Below are 20,414 nucleotides of genomic sequence, written 5' to 3' on the forward strand. Positions count from 1 at the left end.
CCTCAGAGAGCCTTGTACATGATGGTCGTGCCGTCGAGCTTGTCGGCGGCAAAGGGATCGCGGCAGAAGTTCGGGATGACGCCGACCGTCTGATAGCCGAGCGAAGCGTAGAGCGGCTCGGCGCGGTCGCCGGTGCGGGTGTCGAGCGTCAGCAGGCTGCGCCTGAGCAGGCGGGCGTGCGCTTCCAGCTCGGCCATCAAGGCGCGCGCAAGGCCGCGGCGGCGGAAGTCCGGGTGCACCAGAAGCTTGCGCACCTCGGCGCGGTGCGGCTGGTTCGGCGGCGTATCATGGTCGAGCTGGACACTGCCGGCAATCCGGCCTTCCGTTTCCGCCACAAGAAGCAGCGAGGAGCCCGCAGCAACACCCGGCAGAATCTTACCGCGCCAGAATGCCTCGGCATCGTCTATCGAAAACGGCATGATGAAACTGATGCTCGCGCCATCATGCACGCAGGCCTGCAGCAGGGCGGAGAATTCGCCGATGCGCCGGTCAAGCATCGCGGCATCGCAGGCAAGGATTTCGAACCGGCGGTCTGTCATTCGCCTGTCTCACACCATGAAGAGAACGTAGCGCGCCCCGCGGTCCTGCGGAGTCACGAAGCTGCTTGCCCCGAAAAGCTGGTAGCGCAGGCAATCCCCGGGCGTGAGACTGTGGCTTCGCCCTTCGACGGTGACCTCGAGAGCCCCCTCCAGCAGATAGAGGTGATGCTCCATGCCTTGCCGAGGCGGTCCGTCATAGTCGAGCCGGGTCGCAGGCTCGAGCACGCACTCAAGCGCCTCTCCTGCCAGATTGGTGGCTGGCGGCGAGACCGAACGGCGGAGAAAGCCCGCCTCCGCGTCGTTCCAAACCGGCTGTTCCGCCTGCCGCACGACTGGCGCAAACCCCTCTTCCACCATCAGCATCAATCGTGAAAGCGTCATCCCGTAAGCCGAGCAGAGCCGTCCGAGCACGGCCGTGGTCGGGCTGGTCTCGCCATTTTCCAGCCGCGACAGGGTCGCACGGCTGACCTCGCTGCGCGCCGCCAGTTCATCAAGCGACCAGCCACGCTCGCCGCGCAGCGCCTTCAGCCGCTGCGCAATCAGTTGATCAACCGAATCCGCCATGTTCAGCGCATCTCTCATAAAGGAGAATATTTCCCGAATATGAGATGAAGTCAAGTTGCCGGGCTGTAGACGTACCTGCTATGCCTCTGCGGTTGGAAGGTGCTGAACCAGCCGTTCCACTGCCTGGTCCGCGGCATCCTGAAACGGCTCCAGCACCAAGTCCGCGCCCGCAGCGATCAGTGCCGGCACTTCCTGCGCCTTGTGCGAAGTCAGCGCGATCCGCCCGCCATATCCACTGGCCCTCAGCGCGCCGACAAGCTGCAGTCGTGCATCGTCATGCGTAACACCGGTCTCATGGGCCGGCGTCGAAGACACCACGACACCGGTGTGTTCCAGCGGCAGTGACGCCAGGAATTCGGCATCGCTGGCATCCCCGAACTCAGCATCCATGCCCAGGGCCCGCGCCTGTCGCACGGCCTGCGGATTGAAGTCTATGCCCAGAACCTTCGCGCCTGTCGCAGCCAGCCGCGACCCTATCGCCGTGCCAAAGCGGCCGAGCCCGAAAAGGATGACGTCGTAGCGCGTGCCGGTGGTTGAATCTGCAGCCTGCTCGCGGTGCAACGTCCGCCGCTCGAAAGGCCACAACAGCGGTTCGCAAAGCGCGTAGAGCCGATGCGAATAGGTGATCATGTAGGTGGAAAGCGCGATGGTCACTATGCCGATCAGCGTGACGAGCCCGAGTATCGAGGCATCGAGATGGCCGAGTGACACCCCCATGGCAATGAAGATCAAGGAGAACTCGCTGATCTGCGCCACCGTCAGGCCAGCCAGAAATCCGGTGCGCTTGCGAAATCCCATCGCCCCCATGATCGCCAGGACGACGAGCGGGTTGCCGACAAGCACGAACAGCGAAAACAGGAACGCGGCCGGCAGGTCGGAGCCGAGCTGCCCGATGTCGAGCCCCGTGCCCAGCGCGATGAAAAAGAACAGCAGAAGGAAATCCCGCAGCGGTGCCAGCCGGGCACCGATCGCGTCGCGAAACCGTGTCGAGGCTAGCGCGACGCCGGCCAGCAGCCCGCCGAGTTCCTTGCCGAAACCCGCCACCTCGCCGATTGCGGCGAAGCATGCGGCCAGCGCGATCGCATAGCAGATCAGCAGTTCGGGCGCGCTTGCCATGCGCTCGGTCAGGGGGTCCGCGATAAAACGGACGAAAACGAGTACGAAGGCCACCAGCACGACGCCGCTTGCCACCACGCGAAGGATCGCGCCTACACCGCCGGCCTCGGCGCCGCTGGCCGTCCCCACGCCGACGGCGGAAAGCACGATCATCGCGAGCACGACCACCAGGTCCTGCACGATCAGGAAGCCGAGCGCGACCTGTCCATGCAGCGAATCGATCTCGCGCTTGTCGGAAAGAAGCTTCACGATGATGATGGTGCTCGAAAACGTGAGCGCCACGGCAATGTAGAGGCTTTCCGTCGGCGAATAGCCAAGCGCCAGACCGATGGCAAAGCCGATCACGGAGGTGAACACCACCTGCCCCAGGCCCGTCGTCAGCGAGACGACGCCCAGCGAGCGGATCAGCTTCACGTCGAGCTTGATGCCGACCAGGAAAAGCAGCACCGCCACGCCGAGCTCGGCGAGCAGCTCGATTTCGGCATGCGAGCGTACGAGGTCGAATGCCGAAGGCCCTGCCGCAAGCCCGACAGCGATGAAACTGACGATCAGCGGTTGGCGCAGCAGCACACCGACCAGCCCCACCGCCGCGGCAACTGCAAGCAACAGGGCGATTTCGCCGAAGGCGGAATACTCCATGGTCATGTCCATTTCTTTGCCCGTGGGCCGTTTGTAACAACTAAGCCAAAGGCTCGGGCAGCTTTTCGAAGGTGCCGAAATGAAACTGCTGCACCGCGCCCCATGGCGTCGTGTGCTCATTCCTGCGTGTCGAGATCAGCGAGAACCCCTCGCCCAGCACAGCCCGAAGGCTCGCCGCGTCGTGACGCGCCACCGGCAGGCCGCTGCATTTTTCGGGACCGTCCGGCGCAAAAGTTCCGATCACGGCCCTGCCGCCCGTCTTCAAGGCGCGCGCCATCACCCGAACATAGGCTCGCTGGTCTTCAGGATCCGTCAGGAAATGAAACGCCGCACGGTCATGCCAGAGGTCATAGGACCGCTTTGGCTGCCATTCTGTCACATCTCCAGCGACCCATTCGACATTCCCGGCGCCGGCCAGTCTCTTCTTCGCGGTGCCGAGCGCCGCTGCAGAAAGATCCAGAATGGTAATGTGCGCCTGCTCGCTCGCCACCAACGCGTCGACGAGGCGCGACGTGCCGCCGCCAATGTCGACGACAGCCATCTCGGGCCGAAGGCCGGCCTCGCCGAGCAAAGCCAGCGATAGCGCCGGTGCGTCTTCGTACCAGCTTAGCTGGTTCTCTTCCTTGCTGGTGTAGACCCGCTGCCAATGCGCCTGTCGCTCGCTCATGGCCCCTCTCCTGTTATGCCTAGCTACCGCCCGAAATCGACTTTGCACAAGGCATCCTCGCTCGAATCGGCTATGTTGCCCATCAGGCGCCGCCCGCGCCTCCACCCTCCCGACGGGGAAGCATTTTTCATGCAGGGCGACGAACCCTCGAACCGACTGGTCGAGCACCCGCATAAGGAGGGATTGCAGGCATCGCTCGCATCAGGAGGTTTGTCCGATGATCCTTTCGGCACCGATTTATCGTCTCAAGCGCAATGCGCGGCTGCTGGCGCGCGAGCAGCGCATTCCACTTCACGCCGCCCTCGACAGGGTCGCTCATGGCGAAGGCTATTCAAGCTGGAGCCTGCTTGCCGCCCGGGCGGCCAGGCCAACCGCGGGATTATCCGCGCGGCTGAACGCCGGCGACCTCGTCCTGCTGGGCGCGCGGCCCGGTCAGGGCAAGACCCTGCTCGGCCTCGAGCTTGCCATTGAGGCCATGAAAGCGGCACGCCGCGCCTTCTTCTTCTCGCTCGAATACAACGAACGCGACGTAAGCGAGCGGTTTCGCGCATTGGGCACCAACCCGTCGCTCTATGCGGACCTCTTTGTATTCGACGGCTCGGATGGAATCTGCGCCGACCACATCATCGCCAGGCTGGCAGACGCGCCGCGCGGCACCCTTGCGGTGATCGACTATCTGCAACTGCTGGATCAGAAACGCACCAACCCGGAACTGGCGGCGCAGGTAGCGGCATTGAAATCCTTCGCAGATCGGCGAGGCTTGACCATTGTCGTTCTTTCCCAGATCGACCGTGCCTACGACCCGGCAGAAAAACCTTTTCCAGATGCTGCTGACATCCGGCTGCCGAACCCGCTCGACCTGACGCTGTTCGACCGGATGTGCTTCCTGAACGCCGGTCGCATCCACCTCGGGGAAACAGGCCGAAGCTGACCAGCCCGTCTCATGCCCGGCCACCCTGGACGAGCCCTATGGCGGCCAATGCCAGCGACAGGCCGGAGGCAGCTGTTCGAACCTGGTTCCAGAACTGCCAGCGTTCGGAATAGTCCTGCCAGATCGTCCGGGCGGCCTCGATGTCGCCCGGCACGGCCACCGCGGCAAGAGCCTCGTTCATCGGCACGTTGACGCTGATGGTCAGAAACAGCCCGAAGACGAGATAGACGAGCGATGCCGCAGCGAACCAGCCTGCCGGTGCTTTGCGCCCGCCCAGGAAAAACATGGCTGCGGTGACCGCAAGCACGATCGGCGTCAGAAAGAAGGCTGGAAAGAACACGGCATTGCGCACCGAGCCGTTCATCGCCTGCATGGCCGCAATCGCAACGCGCGGATCCGTCGCGTCCAGCCCCCACATCGTGGAACAGACCCACGCGTAGAAGAACCCGAAGATCGCGCCGCAGAACAGGATCGACACGACGGCAAGTGTGGTTTCGGTCCTCGACATGACAGCCTCTCCAAATCCGTAAAGTTATATACGCCTTTACCGAGACGTATAGTCGTGTACGCTTATTGTCAATGAGACAGCGGGGATCTTGATGCGTGACGAAGCAAGGGCCGAGCGGCAGGCCGAGATCGAGGAGGCGGCATATCGGGTGGTGCGCGCGCGCGGCTATCGCGGCGCGTCGATGCTGGCCGTGGCCCGCGAAGCCAAGGCTTCCAACGAAACGCTCTATCGCTGGTATGGCGACAAGCGAGGTCTGTTTCGCGCCATGGTCGAGAGCAATGCCGAAGCAACGCGGACGGAACTGAAGCGTGCACTCGACCGTGGTGCCGATCCTCTGGAGAGCCTGGAGACGATCGCGCCGATACTCCTCTCGATGCTCCTCGGCGAGCGCGCGATCTCGCTCAATCGAGCCGCGGCGGCCGACGAAAGCGGCGAGTTGGGTGCGGCACTGGCTGCAGGCGGGCGCGACTCGGTCCTGCCCTTGATCGAGGAGTTGATGCGCCGGGGTCTGACGAACCGCTCGATCGTAGCGCCCTCTGCCCGCACGGCTGCGGAATGGTTCGTCAGCCTGCTGATCGGCGACCAGCAGATCAGGCGCGTCATCCATGCCGTACCGGCGCCTTCGAAGGCTGTCGTAAGCGCGCGGTCGGAAGAAGCGCTGCAGGCATTTCGCAAACTCTGCAGCGGCTGATTGCTCGGCTTGTAGCGTTTTCGCCGACAGCCCTGTGCCGCAGTGCGCCATCGGACTGGTCAAAAATGCTGCAAGTGCTAAGTGGCTATCGTAACGGTACTGTGCGCAGCAGTTCGCATGAAGCGGAGACGGATGCATGAAACACAGGGTGGTCGTCGTCGGAGCCGGATTCGCCGGTCTGCAGCTCGTACAGGGTCTCAAGGGCGCAGGCTGCGACATCACCTTGATCGACCAGCGCAATCACCACCTGTTCCAGCCCCTGCTCTATCAGGTTGCCACGACGCTGCTGGCAACCTCCGAGATCGCGTGGCCGATCCGCCGGGTGATGCGGTCTCGCGAAGACGTCACAACCCTGCTTGCCACCGTCACCGGCGTCGATCGCGTTGCGCGCGAGGTGATCCTCGGCGCGGACACCCGCATTCCCTTCGACACGCTGGTCGTCGCTACCGGCGCGCGTCACGCCTATTTCGGCAATGACCACTGGGAGGCGGACGCACCTGGCCTAAAGACGTTGGAAGATGCCACCACGATTCGCCGCCGGCTGCTGCTTGCCTTCGAGCGCGCCGAACTGACCGACGACGAGGCCGAGAGGCAAGCGCAGCTCACCTTCGCCGTCGTGGGCGCCGGCGCAACGGGCGTCGAGCTCGCCGGCATCATTGCCGAGCTGGCGCACCGCATCCTGCCGCGCGAATTCCGCCATATCGACACGCATCGCGCCAGGGTGCTGCTGATCGAAGCTGGTCCGCGTATCCTGCCGGCCTTCAGGAAGGATCTGGCGGACTATGCGACGCGCGCGCTCGAGCGACGGGGCGTCGAGGTGCTGACCGGTGTCCCGGTGACCGACTGCACGGCCGAAGGCATCATGCTCGGCGATAAGCCCATTCCCTCACGTACCATCATCTGGGCAGCGGGCGTGCAGGCTTCTCCTGCCTCGCAATGGCTGGACGCCGAGGCCGACCGCGCCGGCCGCGTCAAGGTCACCGACACGCTCACACTGCCGGACGACCCGGCCATTTTCGTGCTCGGCGATACTGCCAATGTCGAGTCCGGCGGCAAGCAGGTGCCCGGCATTGCACCCGCCGCCAAACAGCAGGGCAAATACGCCGCCAGGCTCATCCGCAGCCGTCTCGACGGCAAGGCCGCACCTGCACCGTTCCACTACCGGCATATGGGCGATCTTGCCACGATCGGCCAGAACGCCGCCATCATCGACTTCGGCCGCTTCCAGATGAAGGGCTTGCTGGCATGGTGGGTGTGGGGCATCGCCCACATCTATTTCCTGATCGGCGGCCGATCGCGGCTGATGGTGTCGATAAGCTGGCTCTGGAGCTACTTGTCCGGGCAGAACTCCGCGCGGCTCATCACCCAGAAGGAGACGTTGCGGCGTTGAAGACCGCCGTCGCTTCTAAGTCAGACGAAGGCCAGCGCAGGCACGAAGTGGCACGCCATTTTCGAGAGCGTCGTGGCAAGCGCCTGCGCATAGTCGCGCGTTACCTTGGGATGCGTCGGCAGCGACAACATTGAGCGCACAAGCCTCGAAATGTTGCGCGAACGGCCGCTGACACTCGAAAACGCCTCGGTCTCATGGGCGTTCGGATACACCGAGAGCCCGATATGGTAGCCGCGCTCGATCATCTGCCGGTAAATCCGGTCGCGCCGCTCGGGAGCGACGAGTATCGGATAGAAGGTGAAACACGAGCCTGCGCGCACCGCGTCGCTGGCCTCGGGCGCTACCCTGCGGTCAGCGAAGAACCGGTCATAGACCGCCGCAATCATGCGCCGATGTGCAAGCCGCTGCCCAACCGTATCCAGCTTGCGCACGAGTTCGCCCAGCACGCCCGGCCTCGGGCGGCTAAGAACGGTCTCTTCGATCGCTTCCGTTTCGCGCCGGACGAAGCATAGCGCCTCCTGCGCCGATCCGGTGCGTGTTTTACGCCTGATGGTGGGGAAGGTTACTCCGGAAAAAATGCCCGGCCGCGTCGCGAGATCGTATTTCAGCACGGCCAGCATATGTTCCCTGTATTGGGCCGGCGTCAGTTCGGGGAAAGTAGCCAGTTCATCGTTCATATAGGCCGCGATGTCCTCGCGGTCGGTCGCAAGCGCCCCGCCCCAGACATAGTTGAGCGACTTGAAGCCGGACATGCTGAAGACGCTCGCATCCGTGATCGTCCCCATCCGCCGCCCCCGATAGTCACCTTCCAGCGCAATGGCGCAATCGTCGAAAAGCAGCGCATCACGCTGCCGGCACAGCGCCCTTATATCGTCGATGCGCTCCTGATTGACGTGGTAGTGGGTAACGATCACGCAGCAGGTCTTGTCATCCACGATCTCGGCGAGATGGTCGAAATCGACATTCGTCGAATCCGGCAACGTATCGACGAAGACAGGTTCGCAACCTGCAAAGCGCACCATGTTGATGACATCGGGGATGGTATGGGGCAGCATCACCACCCGGTTTCGTCCGGGTGCCTGCCGCCTTGCAAACTTTGCCGCAAGGTGAATGCCCGCTCGCGCCCGCCCGAGCGGCACGATTTTCACCCCGCCGCCGAGGAAATCGGCGAGCCGGGACTTGAAAGCCGCCTCCGCACCGACACCGCCATCCAGCAGCGGCCGGAGATAACGCATAGGATAAATGACCTGTTTCGGTGTGGCGGACATCGTCCCGGTCTCGTGTTACATTATCATTCTGCCGCAACGGCGTGCGTCTGCACCTCAGCGGCCACGTGTCTTGCAAGGCGGACGGCGAGCGCGATTGCCGAAAAGGTCGGGTTTGCCTGACCGGAGGTTGGGAAGACCGCGCTGCCGGCGACAAAAAGGTTCGGCGAACCGAACACACGGCAGTCGCCATCAACGACGCCAGCACGCTGGTTGGCGCCCATGCGGGCCGTACCGATCTGGTGAACGCCGTCAGGCGCCTGCGCTAGGACGCGCGCAGCCATGTCGGTGTCCTCACACAGCCATTCCAGCTGGCCGAGCCCGGTGCGCGCAGCCCAGTCGCGAAGGAGTTGGTGGGTGCGGATGATCGGCAGAACGTCTGCCTCGGACACCCGCATGTCGATGCGCGCCCGCGGCATGCCGAGCTCGTCTTGCTGATTGGAAAGGGTGATGCGCGAATCTGGATGCGGCAGATGCTCGGCATGGTAGTGGACGCCATAGCGCCGCCCTGCATTGCGAACATGAAGTCCCGGCAGTCGGGTCTCGGCGAGGAACCGCCCATGCAGGAAGCGCGGCATGAAGCGCAGCAGTTCCGGCAGTCCGGTGACGAGATTGCCAAGGTGCGGCGCGACCGCTGCCCGCGGTGTCGAGTTGCGTTCACGCAGGTGCTCGCTGACCAGACGGCGACCGACCGCCGGCATGCTGAGCGCGAGATAGGCCAGCGACAGCACCGCACTGCGGTGAGCCGCGTCGCGGAAGGGCGGCATGAATGGCCAGAAGGAGATGTTTGTGAGGTTCTCCCGGCGCTGAACGAAGTCGGACGCAATAATGCGGCGTCGGGCGTAGCGGCCGTGTGCGCCCCTGAAGAAATCGAAGCCTGCATCGAGCGTCCCGCTCGTAAGCCGCATCTGCGCGATTTCGCCTGAGAGATGACCCATATAGTGGCGCCCGAGCGGACCATCGAGGCCGCCGAAACGGCCGGGAGCAGTGCGCTGGACACCAAGTAGCAGTCGGGCCGTTTCGATACCGCCGCAGGCAACGATGAAGACCTTCGCCTTCACGGTGGCGACCTTACCGGTTCTGCGCCGCACGATCACCGAGGCTATTCGGCCGTCAGCGTCGAACTCCATGCCCGTGACCGTTGCATCCAGATGCAGGGCGATACGACGCGAGCGCATTATCTCGTCTTCATGCGCGGTGCGAAAACTCGCCGGCTCGGCAAAGCGGATCAGGTTCGAGCATCGGAAGCTGCGATCGTCGACAGCAACACCCGGTGGCTCGTCTTCGAAGACCGGCGGGCCGCAACTGGCATAGCTACACGCGTCGGCGAAGTAACGGGCAAAATCGCGATACTCGAGCGGCCAGGATGCTGAGGTAAGACCCGGACGACGCTCGAAGTCGATCGGATCGAGCGGCACGCAGCCAGCGCCCCAGAGGTTCGAAGTCCCGCCAAAACTGCGTTGGACCGCGACCGTCATCTCGGCATGCATCGGTGAGTCCACGATCTCTGCCCGTGACTGCTGGCACGCTTCCTCGCTGGCCATATGCGCGCCGGATTCGAGCAGCGTCACGGTCTGCCCGCCACGCGCCAGCTCAAGCGCCGTGACGATCCCAACCGGCCCGGAACCGATAATACAAATATTGTGGTCGCGGACGGAAAGCTCGTCCTGCAAGTCTGCCAGCATCGTGAACCGCCCTGCCCGGTTGGCCCGCCGGGATCGATTGTATGGGTCCTGCGCTTGATGCCAAAGTGTCAGCCCCGCGACTTCGGCTGTCTAGGGGTACACCGGTCCCCCAATCGGAGAGGGTCTGACTGTCTTTGCAGTGCATTTGCCCCGCCAGACTGCTTGATCTCACCGGTACCGGAAGATTGCGGACGTACACATGACGCGGGTGCGCCTTCTTGCTGAAACACCCCGTTCCCGGGGGCGAGCGGGAACGGACCGCCCAACGCCACATTGGCGATGGGTGCCGACACCACCCTGGTTCCAACCAACCTCATGGTCGGATTTCCATAACCGTGGCGTGGCGGGCAACGGCGTGCGAAAGGCGGTTAATAGATCGAGGAACGGCCCTTACCGGTCCTGTAGCGCCAAACGTGCGCCAAGCGCACAGTAGATGCCTCCGACAACCTTGCCTTGCCATTTCAGAACAGCCGGGTTGCGACGCAGGAAGCTGCCGAGGCACCCGGCTGCGACCGAGTATACGATTGTGCTGAAAAACCCGATTGCTGCGAACAGCACACCGAGAATGGTGAGTTGTACAACGACGTGACCGTTCTCTGGCCTGACGAACTGAGGTAGGAATGCCAGGAAGAAGAGTGCTGTTTTGGGATTCAGAACTTCGGCGAGTATTGCCTGACGGAAAGCCTGCGGCGCGGTGATCGGGAGACGTCCCTGCCCAAGATCGACTGGAGCCTTGTCCAGAATAGCCTTGAAGCCCAAGTAAACGAGATAGGCTGCTCCAAGATATTTCACGATGCTGAAGAGTGTCGCGGAGGCAGCAATGATCGCGGAAATTCCAGCAACGGCCATGACCGTGTGGATGATGTCGCCAGCGGTGATTCCAGCCCCCGTTGCAATCCCCACTTTCGTACCCGACGTCGTGGCGCGGGCGACTGTGAGGAGGGTTGCGGGCCCGGGAATGAAAACGAACCCGAGTACAATGAGCGAGTAGGTTATCAGCACCGTCTGGTCGATCATTTTAGCTGTCCTCCATGCACCGCAGATCAGCAATCCACATTCGGCGTCTGAAAACAAGAAACATTCAGACGGCAAATGAGGCGAAGCGCGATCTGACAACGGCTGGTTTCAGGCAATAATTCGAAGACGGTAAAGCGACGAAAGCAAAAATCGCCGGCGCCCCCACAAGACCCCGGCCCTTTAAACCAGTTCCACCTCCACCACGCCCTGCACGGCCTTCATCGCGGAGGCCAGTTGCGGGGTGATGCGGTAGCGGTCGGGCAGTGCGACCTCGATCTCGCCCTGCCCCTCGCCCTTGATGACGATGAAGGAGACCTGCCCCTCGCCGCGTGTGCCGAGCTGCGATGCGACGGTGCCGACCGGGGTCGCGTCGCGCAGGTAGATGCGCATTTCCTTCTGGTGGCGCACGGCCTCGTCCTCCAGCGCCTGCGCGGTCTGGATGCGCAGGTTGACGCCTTCGGGCCGGTCCTCGGCCGCAACGGTGATGACGACCGAACGGCCGGGCTCCAGCACGTCGCGGAACTGCGCCAGCGTCTCCGAAAACAGCACCGCCTCGAACTGGCCGGTCGTGTCGGAGAAGTTGACGACGCCCATCTTGTTGCCGGTGCGGGTCTTGCGCTCCTGCTTCGAGGTGATCGTGCCTGCAAGCCGGCCGGCCGTCGCCCCGCGCTTCACGGCCGCCTGGAACTCCGCCCAATTCTGCACCCGCATCTTTTCCAGCAGCGCCTTGTATTCGTCGAGCGGATGCGCCGAGAGATAGAAACCTACGGCCGCGAATTCGCGGTGCAGCCGGTCGGCCGGCAGCCACGGCTCGCAAGGCGGCAAAACCAGCTTTTCCGGTTGAGCGCCAAGGGCGGCGCCAAAAATGTCGGACTGGCCGGAGGCGGCGTTTTCCTGCGCACGCGACGCCATGCCCATCATCCGCTCCAGCCCGGCGAACAGCGAGGCGCGGTCGTGGCCGAAGCAGTCGAAGGCGCCGGCCGCGATCAGGCTTTCGAAGACGCGCTTGCCGACGATGCGCGGGTCGATGCGCGAGCAGAAGTCCTCAAGCGATTCGAACTGCTTCTCCTTGCGCTTTTCCACGATGTGGTCGACGGCCGCCTCGCCCACGCCCTTGATGGCGGCCAGCGCGTAGTAGATGCGGTTTTCGCCGACCTCGAACGGCCGGTGCGAAGTCCTCACCGACGGCGGCACGACCTCGATGCCGAGCCGCATCGCGTCGGCACGGAAATCGGCCAGCTTGTCGGTGTTGTTCATGTCGAGCGTCATCGACGCCGCCAGGAACTCCACCGGATAATGCGCCTTCAGATAGGCTGTCTGGTAGGAGACGATGGCGTAGGCGGCGGCGTGCGACTTGTTGAAGCCGTAGTCGGCGAATTTCGCCAGCAGGTCGAAGATGAAGTTCGCCTGCGGCTTGGCCACACCGCGCGAGGTCGCACCCTCGACGAAGATGCCGCGCTGTTTTTCCATCTCGGCGCGGATTTTCTTGCCCATGGCGCGGCGCAAGAGATCGGCCTGTCCGAGCGTGTAGCCGGCAAGCTCCTGCGCGATCTGCATCACCTGCTCCTGATAGACGATGACGCCCTGCGTCTCCTTCACCAGGTGGTCGATCTTGGGGTGGATCGAGGCGATCTCCTCCTCGCCATGCTTGCGGGCGTTGTAGGTGGGGATGTTCTCCATCGGTCCGGGGCGGTAGAGCGCGACCAGCGCGATGATGTCCTCGATGCGGTCGGGCTTCATGCCGATCAGCGCCTTGCGCATGCCCGCCGATTCCACCTGGAACACGCCGACGACCTCGCCGCGCGACAGCATCGCGTAGGTGTCGGGATCGTCATAGGGGATGGACGATAGGTCGATGTCGACGCCGCGCCGGCGGATGAGCTTCACCGCCGTCTCCAGTACCGTCAGCGTCTTGAGCCCGAGGAAGTCGAACTTCACCAGCCCAGCCTGCTCCACCCACTTCATGTTGAACTGGGTGACCGGCATGTCGGAACGCGGATCGCGATACATCGGCACCAGTTCCGACAGCGGCCGGTCGCCGATGACGATGCCGGCGGCGTGCGTCGAGGCATGGCGATAGAGCCCTTCCAGCTTCATCGCCGTGTCGAGCAGGTTCTGCACGACCGGTTCCTTCTCCACCTCCTCGGCAAAGCGCGGCTCGGCCTCCACCGCATCCTTCAGCTTGACAGGGTTGGCGGGGTTGGCCGGCACCATCTTGCACAGCCGGTCGACCTGGCCGTAGGGCATCTGCAGCACACGGCCGACGTCGCGCAGCACCGCGCGCGCCTGCAGCGTTCCAAAAGTGATGATCTGGCCGACCTGGTCGCGGCCGTACTTCTCCTGCACGTAGCGGATCACCTCCTCGCGGCGGTCCTGGCAAAAGTCGATGTCGAAGTCGGGCATCGACACGCGGTCGGGATTGAGGAAGCGCTCGAACAGCAGAGAGAAGCGCAACGGATCCACGTCGGTGATCGTCAGCGCATAGGCGACCAGCGAGCCTGCGCCCGAACCACGGCCGGGGCCGACGGGAATCTCGTGCGCCTTGGCCCATTGGATGAAGTCGGCAACGATCAGGAAGTAGCCCGGAAACTTCATCCGGGTGATAATGCCGATCTCGAATTCCAGCCGTTCGCGATAATCCGCCTCGGTGTAGCCTTCCGTCGGGCCATGGGCGGCAAGGCGCTTGTCCAGCCCCTCTCGCGCCTGGCGTGCCAGTTCTTCCGCCTCAGCCTCGATCGCGGCTTCGGCATCGGCCGCGTCCGCGCCGGTGAAGCGCGGCAGGATCGGCTTGCGCGTCTGCGTGTAATAGGAACAGCGCATGGCGATCTCGACCGTCGAGTCGATTGCCTCCGGCAGGTCGGCGAAAAGCGCCGTCATCTCTGCCTGGGACTTGAGATGATGGTCCGGTGTCAGCCGGCGGCGGTCGTCGACGGCAACCACCGAGCCCTCGGCGATCGCCAGCAACGCATCATGCGCTTCGTAGTCGTCGGCGGCTGGAAAGAAAGCCTCGTTGGTGGCCACCAATGGCAGGTCGTGGGCATAGGCAAGATCGATGGAGGTAGCCTCGACGGCCTTGTCGTAGCCGCGGTAGCGCTGCAGTTCGACATAGAGCCGGTCGCCGAAAGCGTTTTTCAGGAACAGAAGTCGCGCCTCGGCCTGCGCGCGGCTGTCGGCCTTGAGCATCGCACCCACCGGCCCGCGCTCGGCGCCCGTAAGACAGATGATGCCGTCGGCAAGCGCCGGCAGCCAGTCCGCGTCGACATGCGGCGGCAGGCCGGCCGGCACGTCGAGATAGGCGCGGGAAACCAGCCGCACGAGATTGGCATAGCCGGCTTCGGTGGCGGCGAGCAGCACCAGCGGCTCCACCGCCGGGCCCTGGCGCCGGTGGCCGTTGTGCCGTTGCCCCTCGCCTGACTGTTCGGCAAAGGCCACGTCGAGCTGGCACCCCACGATCGGCTGCACACCGTCCTTCACCGCCTTCTGCGCGAATTCCAGCGCACCGAACAGATTGTTGGTGTCGGTCACGGCAATTGCCGGAGCCCGGTCCTTCACCGCGTGCCCGATGATCTTGCCGAGCGGCAGCGCCCCTTCCAGCAGCGAATAGGGCGAGTGAACCCGCAGGTGAACGAAGGGCCGCGCGGCCGGGGTCGCCACTGCCCCGGCAGCGCCTTGTGCTTCGCGTAGAATCGGATCGCGCGAGGGTCGTTCGGCCATTTTCATCCAATCGAAGACTCAAGGGAGGACTGGCGCAATAGTCCCCAATTGCACCAGCGACGTCGAGTCCCGATCGGCCACCCTGCCCCGTCCGTCAACATGCAATCGACGGCGGGAACCATGCCTACATGGCGGCAAGACGCACCAGGGTTTCACCGTCGGCGTCGAGCAGCAGCAGCTTCTGTTCAGCGGGTACCAGTCGGAAGGTTGCAACACGGCTGAGTGCATCGAAGAACTTCTGTTCTTGGTTCATCAGCGCCTCGGGACAGGCCATCTGCGTCGCGACGACCGGGCTGAGGGTCAGCTTTTCGCCTTCGATGGAGGCAGTGCTGCCATAGCTGTTGCAGCCGCCGCGACCGGAAACCCGCCCGTCTTCGGCAATTTCGAGCGTCGTCTGCGCATTGTCGATGACCCCGCCGCCAAGAATGTCTTCCGCCAGCCATCTGCCGAACGGCGAATCCGCCGCTGCACCGTCGTCCGGCTGCGCCGCGACGCGCTCGACGCGAATCTCCACCGGGCCAGCCTCATCCCCGTCGCCAAGCACCGAATGCCGGGTCGTGTTGATGAACATCAGCGTGTCGCCGTCAAGGATGCGCGCCTGCAACGCATAGCTGTTGCGCGGCTCGATCAAGGCGGGGTCGTAGCTGATCCTATAGGCAATCGGGCTCGCCGTCGCATCCTTGATCTCGGTGCGTCCGATCACCGTTGCGGGCGCATCGGCAAGCGAGACGTCGACGAGTTCGACCTCAACACGCGCGCCGGCCGGCAGCATCATGCGCTCGCGATAGACGACATTGCCTTCGATCGTGCGATCCTGCGCGTCGGGAGCATCGGCGCGGGCAGAGACTGCACTCGCGGCAAAGGCGCCCGCCGAAAGGGCCAGCAGAGTGCGGCGCGTGAATTGCGATTGCGACATGACGGTTCTCCTTGACTGATTGGCAGCGTCAAACCCCAACATTGTGGCAAAGATCGTTCCGACCGTACCGCAGCAGCCGCGTGACGACATCTGAAGGGCTTCGATGTGACAATTTGCCGGCCTGCCAGACGCGTTCCATTGGGCGACACCGCGCTTGATGCAGGCGGCATTTCCTGAAAAGTTGCCGCAAGACAAGAAACGCCAAGAGGAATCGCCCCATGAAGACACGCGCCGCCGTCGCCGTTGCCGCCGGAAAACCGCTGGAGATCATGGAGGTCGATCTGGAAGGCCCGCGCGAGGGCGAGGTGCTGATCGAAGTGAAGGCGACCGGCATCTGCCATACCGATGAGTTCACCCTGTCGGGCGCCGATCCCGAAGGCATATTCCCGGCCATCCTCGGCCATGAGGGTGCCGGCGTGGTCGTCGATGTCGGCCCCGGCGTGACCAGCGTGAAGAAGGGCGACCACGTCATCCCGCTCTACACGCCCGAGTGCCGTTCCTGCCCGTCCTGTCTGTCGCGCAAGACCAACCTCTGCACCGCCATCCGCGCCACGCAGGGACAGGGCCTGATGCCGGACGGCACGTCGCGCTTCTCGATCGGCAAGGACAAGATTTTCCACTACATGGGCTGCTCGACCTTCGCCAACCACACCGTGTTGCCGGAAATCGCGGTGGCCAAGGTCAACCCGGACGCGCCGTTCGACAAGATCTGCTATATCGGCTGCGGCGTGACGACGGGCATCGGCGCGGTCATCAACACCGCCAAGGTGGAGATCGGCGCGACAGCGGCCGTCTTCGGGCTCGGCGGTATCGGCCTCAATGTCATCCAGGGCCTGCGCCTTGCCGGTGCCGACATGATCATCGGCGTTGACCTCAACAACGACAAGAAGGCCTGGGGCGAGAAGTTCGGCATGACGCATTTCGTCAATCCGACCGAGATCGACGGCGACGTGGTGGCCCATATCGTCAACATGACCAAGCGCGGGGCCGACCAGATCGGCGGTGCCGACTACACCTTCGACTGCACGGGCAACGTGAAGGTCATGCGCCAGGCCCTTGAATGCGCTCATCGGGGCTGGGGTGAATCGATCGTCATCGGCGTTGCCGGCGCCGGCCAGGAAATCTCCACGCGGCCGTTCCAGCTCGTTACCGGCCGTGTGTGGAAGGGCACCGCCTTCGGCGGCGCGCGTGGCCGTACCGACGTGCCGAAAATCGTCGACTGGTACATGGACGGCAAGATCCAGATCGACCCGATGATCACCCACACCCTGAAGCTCGAAGACATCAACAAGGGTTTCGACCTGATGCATGCCGGCGAGAGCATCCGAAGCGTCGTGGTGTACTAGAAGCCGCCCGATGTACCGGTTGAGACAAATGTGATATCGATACGACCGAGGTGAAAGCAGAAGCACGCGGGAGGCAGAGGTGTGGCGTCTCGGGACTGTACTGGCGACCGCTTCGATAGTTCTCGGGTCGACCGCCACGCAGGCATCCGCGCAGTTCAGCGGAACGTTTGAGTTCCGTTGGCTCTCCGATCCGACGAACCGTCATCGACAGATGCAGCTCGTCTCGGCTGTATCCTTCAAGGACAAGGCCGGCCGGGTCTGGAATGTGCCGCAAGGTGCCAAGATCGACGGGGCCTCCATCCCCAGCGCGCTGTGGACCTTCGCCGGCTCCCCCTTCGTCGGCAATTATCGCCGTGCCTCGGTGATCCACGACCACTATTGCGATCTTCGCACGGAACGCGCCGAAGACGTCCATCGCATGTTTCGGGATGCCATGGAGGCCGATGGCGTCACCTATCCCGAACGCTACAGCAAATATCTCGCCGTGCGGGCCTATACCGCATTTACCGGCGCCTGCGGCGCCCCGTCGAACGAACTCAACGAATTGAGTACCGAAGTCCCCGTGGCGGGCTTTGACACATCCGAAGAGCTTATCGCGACGCTCGAATCCTTCACGCTGGAGGAAAGCCTCGGCACATCCGTGCAAGGCAGGGTCGAAGAAGTGTTGAGCGTAGTGGAACTCGAAAACCCGGTGACCTACGCAACCCTGACCGAGTTCCGCAGGGTCCCTACAGCCGAGAACTATCAGCGCCTTGAGGAGGCCGTGCGGATCGAGGCGCCGACGGAAGATGAAATCGAAGCGCTCGCACTGCTGGCGAACGCGACCGTGCCGGAAGGCAGCATCGAACTTCCCCCGCGCTAAAGCATGTCTCCCGAAAGTGGGAACCGGTTTCGGGATAAAGACATACGTAAAACAGGAAGCTAGAGCGCGAAGCGCGAATCTGAAAGATCGCGACGCGCATCTGGCGGGCTGGACAGACCAGGATCCGCCCCATAGGGGAACCACGCGACCTCTCCGCGCATTTTGCGCCTGAAGGGCGTTTGCGACGAAGGGCGAGATCGACATCATGAAAACCCGCAACAAGGGCCTGCTGCTGTTGGCCGGCATTTCACTGCTGGCGCTTGCGGCATGCAGCGATGAACAGGAGACGGTGGTCCAGACCGAGGAACCGCCGGCTACCGTCGAGGCACCGGAGGCTGCGCCCAGCGAGGAGGAGCGCACCGATCGCGCGATGCGCCAGATCGGCGAAGGTGCCGACGCCATTCTTCAAGGGGCCGGCGAATTGGCGCGCGATGCCCGCGAACGGACCGAGCGCCTTCTGGAAGATGCCGGACCGGCTCTCGACAGGGCCGGAAAGGTTGCGCGCGATATCGGGGCGTCGCTGGACGAGATCGGCAAGCAGGCGCTGCGCGACTTCGAGTCGGGCGTCGAGATGCTGCAACGCCGGATCGAGGAGTCCGACGGCACCGTCGAGACCTCGCCCGGCGATCCAGCGGCGGTTCTAGCGCCGGCCGACCAGTTGCGCGCCGATACCCGCGCCGCAGCGCGGGCCGGCCCGGCCGGCGTAGGTCCCGCCTATGTCGGCGTATGGGCTGGCGATGCGGCATCATGCGGCGCCATAGACGTGGAGCCGTTGGAAATGATGGCCGTCATCACCCCGACGACGATCCGCCGCTATGAAAGCGTGTGCAACTTCGAGGAAGCGGCGATGTCCGGCGGTTCGACAACGCTGGCAGCCTCCTGTATCGCGGAAGGCGATACCGAGGAGCGCCAGATCATACTGACGATGCCTGATGACGACACGCTTGAGATAGGCCAGCCGGGCGGCGGCACCGCTGCACGCCTCGTGCGCTGTCACCTGCCAGAATAGCCGATCAGCCAAGGGCGAGCATGCCGCAGATATTCGTCGATGCCGATGCCTGTCCGGTCAAGGACGAGGTGGTGAAGGTCGCCGCGCGCCACGAGCTCGTGGTGACCTTCGTCTCCAATGGCGGCCTGCGCCCTTCCCGCGATCCGATGATCCGCAACGTTGTGGTTTCCAAGGGTGCCGACGCGGCCGACGACTGGATCGTGGAAACCGCCGCAAACAACGACATAGCGATCACGGCGGACGTGCCGCTGGCCGCGCGTCTCGTTCCGCTCGGCGTCCATGTGCTGGGGCCGACCGGGCGCCCGTTCTCGCCGGAATCGATCGGCATGGCGGTTGCCATGCGTGACCTGAAACAGCATTTGCGCGAGACCGGCGAAATCAGGGGCTTCAACCCCGGCTTTTCGGCCCGCGACCGCTCTGCCTTCCTGTCGGCGCTCGACCAGACGGTGCGGCGCGCAATCAAGGCGACCGAAGCTTAGGCTAAGCCGGCTGAACCCTGCTGGTCACGCCCGCCAGTTTCGATTGACAGTGTCCTGCGCGTCATGCTCCGATCCGGCACGGGGAGGAAAAAACGACAATAAGGGAACACTGGAGAGTCCGATGATACGAAGCGTTATCGCAGCGTCCCTGCTGCTGGGGACAGCGTTTGCCGCGAGCCCCTCACTTGCACAGACCCAGGTATCGATAGGCATCAGCGGCTGGACGGGCTTCGCGCCCCTGACGCTCGCCAAGGAAGCCGGTATCTTCGAGAAGAACGGCGTTTCCGCCGAGATCAAGAAGATACCCCAGAAGGATCGCCATCTGGCGATAGCGTCAGGCGACATCCAGTGCGCGGCCACCACGGTCGAAACCTTCATGATCTGGAACGCCAACGGCGTGCCGATCAAGCAGCTTTTCCAGCTCGATATGTCGCACGGCGCCGACGGCATGGCGGTGCGCAACGATGTCGAATCCATCGCCGATCTGAAGGGCAAGACTGTCGCTGCTTCCGCGCCGGGAACATCTCCCTATTTCGTGCTGGCATGGATGCTCAACGAAAACGGGCTTTCGCTCGACGATGTCACGGTGGTCAACCTGGAGCCGTCGGCGGCGGCGCAGGCGTTCGTGGCCGGCCAGAACGATGCCGCGATGACGTATGAGCCCTACCTCTCCACCGTCCGAGACAATCCGGATGCGGGCAAGATCATCGCCACCACGCTCGACTATCCGATCGTCATGGACACGTTCGGCTGTACGCCGGAATTCATCGCGGAAAATCCCGAAGCAGTGAAGGCGATGGCCGCAAGCTATTATGAGGCGCTCGAGATGATCGAGAGCGATCAGGACGAAGCCTATGGCATCATGGGCGCCGACGTGAACCAGGACGCCCCGGCGTTCGGCAAGTCCGCCGCCTATCTGGAGTGGCAGGGCAAGGACTCGAACAAGGCCTTCATGTCGGGCGGCATCCAGGAATTCTACGACAAGGCCGGCCCGCTGCTGGAGAAGATCGGCATAATCCGCGAAATCCCGGCGACCGACACGTTGATCGATACGAGCTGGATGGACTGAGCGCCCT

Annotated in this window: 18 protein-coding genes; 8 read left to right on the forward strand and 10 right to left on the reverse strand. The window is 63.6% G+C overall.

The window, feature by feature from the left end:
• Positions 1-2 precede the first annotated feature (2 nt).
• The 4 genes from ACVJNE_RS19500 to ACVJNE_RS19515 form a co-directional block, all read right to left on the reverse strand.
• Entirely contained in the window at positions 3-539 is a 537-nt protein-coding gene (locus ACVJNE_RS19500) for a GNAT family N-acetyltransferase (RefSeq protein ID WP_499568274.1), read from the reverse strand.
• A 9-nt stretch (positions 540-548) separates the two neighbouring features.
• A complete protein-coding gene (locus tag ACVJNE_RS19505; protein ID WP_499568276.1) occupies positions 549-1,103 on the reverse strand; it encodes a helix-turn-helix domain-containing protein in 555 nt (184 codons plus the stop codon).
• A 78-nt stretch (positions 1,104-1,181) separates the two neighbouring features.
• A complete protein-coding gene (locus ACVJNE_RS19510; protein WP_499568278.1) occupies positions 1,182-2,864 on the reverse strand; it encodes a cation:proton antiporter in 1,683 nt (560 codons plus the stop codon).
• Positions 2,865-2,898: 34 nt separating this feature from the next.
• Positions 2,899-3,525: a class I SAM-dependent methyltransferase gene (locus tag ACVJNE_RS19515; RefSeq protein ID WP_499568280.1), complete on the reverse strand. Its 627-nt coding sequence runs from the start codon at positions 3,523-3,525 to the stop codon at positions 2,899-2,901.
• Between the two features lie 217 nt (positions 3,526-3,742).
• Here ACVJNE_RS19515 and ACVJNE_RS19520 point away from each other — a divergent pair, with 217 nt between their 5' ends.
• On the forward strand, positions 3,743-4,456 hold the full coding sequence (locus ACVJNE_RS19520; RefSeq protein WP_499568282.1) for a DNA helicase: 714 nt from the start codon (positions 3,743-3,745) through the stop codon (positions 4,454-4,456).
• Positions 4,457-4,466: 10 nt separating this feature from the next.
• Here ACVJNE_RS19520 and ACVJNE_RS19525 read toward each other — a convergent pair whose 3' ends face one another.
• On the reverse strand, positions 4,467-4,964 hold the full coding sequence (locus ACVJNE_RS19525) for an anthrone oxygenase family protein (protein ID WP_499568283.1): 498 nt from the start codon (positions 4,962-4,964) through the stop codon (positions 4,467-4,469).
• A gap of 91 nt (positions 4,965-5,055) precedes the next feature.
• Here ACVJNE_RS19525 and ACVJNE_RS19530 point away from each other — a divergent pair, with 91 nt between their 5' ends.
• Both ACVJNE_RS19530 and ACVJNE_RS19535 read left to right on the forward strand, forming a co-directional pair.
• Positions 5,056-5,655, forward strand: a complete 600-nt coding sequence (locus tag ACVJNE_RS19530; protein WP_499568285.1) for a TetR/AcrR family transcriptional regulator — start codon at positions 5,056-5,058, stop codon at positions 5,653-5,655.
• Positions 5,656-5,791: 136 nt separating this feature from the next.
• Positions 5,792-7,045 carry an NAD(P)/FAD-dependent oxidoreductase gene (locus tag ACVJNE_RS19535; RefSeq protein WP_499568287.1) on the forward strand — a complete coding sequence of 418 codons (1,254 nt, stop codon included), beginning with the start codon at positions 5,792-5,794 and terminating at the stop codon, positions 7,043-7,045.
• A 20-nt stretch (positions 7,046-7,065) separates the two neighbouring features.
• Here ACVJNE_RS19535 and ACVJNE_RS19540 read toward each other — a convergent pair whose 3' ends face one another.
• The 5 genes from ACVJNE_RS19540 to ACVJNE_RS19560 form a co-directional block, all read right to left on the reverse strand.
• The gene (locus ACVJNE_RS19540) at positions 7,066-8,280 is read right to left on the reverse strand and encodes a DegT/DnrJ/EryC1/StrS family aminotransferase (RefSeq protein ID WP_499568289.1); all 1,215 of its coding nucleotides are present in this window, start codon (positions 8,278-8,280) and stop codon (positions 7,066-7,068) included.
• Positions 8,281-8,336: 56 nt separating this feature from the next.
• Entirely contained in the window at positions 8,337-9,995 is a 1,659-nt protein-coding gene (locus tag ACVJNE_RS19545; protein WP_499568291.1) for an FAD-dependent oxidoreductase, read from the reverse strand.
• A 390-nt stretch (positions 9,996-10,385) separates the two neighbouring features.
• Entirely contained in the window at positions 10,386-11,012 is a 627-nt protein-coding gene (locus tag ACVJNE_RS19550; RefSeq protein ID WP_368803174.1) for a LysE family translocator, read from the reverse strand.
• A gap of 180 nt (positions 11,013-11,192) precedes the next feature.
• Positions 11,193-14,726, reverse strand: coding sequence for a DNA polymerase III subunit alpha (gene dnaE / locus ACVJNE_RS19555; protein ID WP_499568293.1), 3,534 nt, complete (start codon positions 14,724-14,726; stop codon positions 11,193-11,195).
• A gap of 124 nt (positions 14,727-14,850) precedes the next feature.
• Positions 14,851-15,642 (reverse strand): YbaY family lipoprotein, encoded by a 792-nt coding sequence (locus ACVJNE_RS19560; RefSeq protein ID WP_499568295.1) that lies wholly within the window; start codon positions 15,640-15,642, stop codon positions 14,851-14,853.
• A 218-nt stretch (positions 15,643-15,860) separates the two neighbouring features.
• Between ACVJNE_RS19560 and ACVJNE_RS19565 the strand changes: the two genes are divergently transcribed.
• From ACVJNE_RS19565 to ACVJNE_RS19585, 5 genes are all read left to right on the forward strand, one after another.
• Positions 15,861-16,988: an S-(hydroxymethyl)glutathione dehydrogenase/class III alcohol dehydrogenase gene (locus ACVJNE_RS19565; protein WP_444725682.1), complete on the forward strand. Its 1,128-nt coding sequence runs from the start codon at positions 15,861-15,863 to the stop codon at positions 16,986-16,988.
• 79 nt (positions 16,989-17,067) lie between these two features.
• Positions 17,068-17,850 (forward strand): DUF1353 domain-containing protein, encoded by a 783-nt coding sequence (locus tag ACVJNE_RS19570; RefSeq protein ID WP_499568297.1) that lies wholly within the window; start codon positions 17,068-17,070, stop codon positions 17,848-17,850.
• A gap of 205 nt (positions 17,851-18,055) precedes the next feature.
• Positions 18,056-18,859, forward strand: coding sequence for a hypothetical protein (locus ACVJNE_RS19575; protein WP_499568299.1), 804 nt, complete (start codon positions 18,056-18,058; stop codon positions 18,857-18,859).
• 20 nt (positions 18,860-18,879) lie between these two features.
• Positions 18,880-19,338, forward strand: coding sequence for a YaiI/YqxD family protein (locus ACVJNE_RS19580; RefSeq protein ID WP_499568301.1), 459 nt, complete (start codon positions 18,880-18,882; stop codon positions 19,336-19,338).
• A 121-nt stretch (positions 19,339-19,459) separates the two neighbouring features.
• Positions 19,460-20,407, forward strand: a complete 948-nt coding sequence (locus ACVJNE_RS19585) for an ABC transporter substrate-binding protein (RefSeq protein ID WP_499568303.1) — start codon at positions 19,460-19,462, stop codon at positions 20,405-20,407.
• Positions 20,408-20,414 lie beyond the last annotated feature (7 nt).

Source organism: Mesorhizobium sp. DxT (assembly GCF_058448885.1).